Source organism: Geomonas sp., assembly GCF_056994735.1.
The window spans coordinates 1-2412 of sequence record NZ_JBXKJL010000043.1 but is presented as its reverse complement, the minus strand read 5'-3'; the positions used below and the strand labels follow the sequence as shown (position 1 = coordinate 2412).

Here is a 2412-nt window from a genome sequence, read left to right as displayed (position 1 = left end):
TGCGACTCCAGGATCAGGGTCTGGTCAAGGCGCGCGGACGCCAGCGGACGGATTCCACCCACGTACTCGCGGCGGTGCAGGGGCTCAACCGGTTGGAGCGGGTGGGCGAGACGCTCCGGGCCGCCCTCACCAGTTTGGCGGTGGCCGCCCCGGACTGGCTTCAGGCGCACGCCCCCAGGAGTGGTACGAGCGCTACGGCCAGCGCGTCGAGAATTACCGATTTCCCAAGTCCGAAGCCGCCCACCAGCAACTGGCAGCCGCCATCGGGGCGGATGGCCAGTTCCTGCTCGAGACAGTTGAGGCCGCCACCGATCCACCTTGGCTACAGACGATCCCCGCTGTCGAAATCCTCCGTCGAGTCTGGCCCGAGCAGTATATTGAGCAGGAAGGGGCGTTCCGGTGGCGGACCCTTGCGGAGATGCCGGCGGCGGCGGAACAGGTCTGTTCCCCCTACGATCCTGAGGCGCGCTATAGCACCAAGCGTTCGGTGGAGTGGGTCGGTTATAAGGTCCATCTCACCGAGACCTGCGATCCCCAGGCCCCTCATATGATGGTCAACGTTGCAACGACCCCGGCCAGCACCCCGGATGATAATATGGCAGAAGTTGTCCATGCCTCACTGGCCGAACGCTGCCTGCTACCGACCGAGCATTTAGTCGACAAAGGGTATACCGATGCCCAGGTCCTGCTCGCTAGCCAACAGGAGTATCAGGTAACGATCACAGGACCCGTGGCGGAAGATCCTAGCTGGCAAGCCCGTGACGGCACCGGTTTCGACAAATCGCACTTCATCGTGGAGTGGGACCGGCAAGTGGTCACGTGTCCGGCCGGCAAGCAAAGCATTTCCTGGCTCCACAATACTTACCCGAAAAACGGGGTAATGTGGGCAGCTCGCTGTTCGCGCCAGGACTGCACGCCCTGCCCGTTTCGGGCACAGTGCACCCGCGCCAAGGTCGAGCCCCGAATTATCGGGCTACAGCCGCAAGAACAGCATGAAGTCCTTCAAGCCGGCCGCCAGCAACAAACCACCGCACAATTTCGACAGCAGTATGCAGCGCGGGCCGGCATCGAGAGCACCCAGGGGCAAGCGATCCGGCGCTGCGGGTTACGCCAGTCACGCTATATCGGCCTAGCCAAAACCCATCTGCAGTATGTTATCACGGCGGTAGCGGTGAACCTGGTCCGACTGGGCGAGTGGTGCAGGGCGAGCGCGCATAAATCTTCATCCGAACACGATCTTGGCGCGGAAGTCATCATTCCAGGCGGCCTTGCGGCGTTTCTTGGCGAGACTCAGAGATGAGGGTTCCTGGTCGAATAGGTTCATACACAGGTGGCGGATGGCGGTCATGATGGTGGGGGCGTTGCCCTTGCGAATGCGGCTGGCATCTTCGCCGAAGATAACATCCAAGCGCCAGTGCAGCCGGTTTTCGATCCCCCAGTGCCCGCGCACGCCATGAGCAACGCGGTGGGCGTCGGCCTGCCGGGAGCTAATAAAGTAGCGCTGCTCAACCGTTTGTGTCTCCCCGGTCACCGAGATCCGTTCCACCATCCCCATGCTACGCAGCCCCATCCAACGGTCGGTAGCCGGGAGCGTGCGCCGGTCCTCGGTGATCCAATAACGCCTGACTTCCAGGCGTCCATCGGCTTTGTCCCCCTCTGCGCCGTAGTCATGTCTCCGGTGGGCGAAGTTGGCCTGCTGGGCCACCGCGAAGCAATCCTCGACCGCCTCCTGGAGGGTGCTCTGGGTGCCTGTGAGTCCCAGCAGATAGTCGCCGCCTTGGGCGACTATCTGCTCGGCCACGGCGCATTGGCAACCCATGGCATCCATAGTGACGAGGCAACCCGTGCGTTCCAGCAGTTCCAGTAGCTTTGGGATAGCCGTAATCTCATTAGACTTTTCCGCCGTCGCCTCTTGCCCTAAGACCAAGCGAGTAGGACTCGCCCAGGCGCTGACCAGATGCCGGGGGTGTCGCGCGCGCTGTCGGTCGCGCGAGCCCCTTGCCGTTTTGCCGTCCACCGCGATGACCTCGCCTCCCCTCGCCTGCGCGACCGCTTGTGTCCAGCGGCGGAAGCACTCCTGAAATCCCTTCGGCGACAGCCGCGCGATCACGTTGGCGATACAATCATCGGAAGGCACCCCGTTTTTAAAGGGCGCGAACCGACGAAGCCACTCCAGCTGCTCCCGACCACAGTCCTCGATAGCCTCCCAGCCATCGGCCCCACGGATCACCGCACAGAGGGTCACTACCACAATATCGCTCAACGCGTGAAGCTGGTTGCGTTCGATCCGTGGATCTTCTAGCGCTGCAAAATGTATGAGGATGCTTGCTGACACGAGAAATTCCTAAGGGCATTTCTCGATATACTGGCCTATCTGGCTGGTATTGAACAGCTTTAAGCGCGCTCGCCCTG

2 protein-coding genes are annotated in these 2412 nt (G+C 61.9%); one reads left to right on the top strand and one right to left on the bottom strand.

Annotated elements, in window-relative coordinates:
• The coding region (locus tag AC11W3_RS02055; RefSeq protein WP_484092408.1) for a transposase at positions 1 to 1300 on the top strand (1300 nt) is incomplete at its 5' end.
• Here the strand turns inward: AC11W3_RS02055 and AC11W3_RS02050 are convergent.
• Positions 1223 to 2335, bottom strand: coding sequence for an ISAs1 family transposase (locus tag AC11W3_RS02050; protein ID WP_484092407.1), 1113 nt, complete (start codon positions 2333 to 2335; stop codon positions 1223 to 1225). The two genes, AC11W3_RS02055 and AC11W3_RS02050, sit on opposite strands and share 78 nt — an antisense overlap.
• Between the last annotated feature and the right edge of the window lie 77 nt (positions 2336 to 2412).